1 rRNA gene is annotated in these 276 nt (G+C 41.3%); it reads left to right on the top strand.

Going from position 1 to position 276, the window contains the following annotated elements:
* Positions 1-165: 165 nt before the first annotated feature.
* Positions 166-276 (top strand): 5S ribosomal RNA (gene rrf, locus DV434_RS10705); the annotation flags it as partial.

The following is a 276-nucleotide window of genomic DNA, read 5'->3' as shown; positions in this document are numbered from 1 at the left end:
AGAGATGAAAAGCGGAGCGAAGCAAATAAAAATAGAGCGGAAAAGAAGTAAAAGACTAAACAAAGAAAAGTAGATATAGAAGACTCAATAAAAAGAAAATCGGATTCAGCTTGTGGCCAATAAGAACATAGATAGAATTTAAAATAAACGTTATCAAAGAATTATCCTGGCGGCGATAGTGCGGTGGAACCACCTGAACCATACCGAACTCAGAAGTGAAACGCTGTAATGCCGATGGTAGTGTGGGGCATCCCCATGTGAGAGTAGGGCACCGCC

This window comes from Haemophilus haemolyticus, from assembly GCF_003493685.1.
Taxonomy (GTDB): Bacteria; Pseudomonadota; Gammaproteobacteria; order Enterobacterales; family Pasteurellaceae; genus Haemophilus; species Haemophilus haemolyticus_O.
Note: the sequence above shows the minus strand (reverse complement) of the source record. Positions and strands in the feature narration are given on the sequence as shown.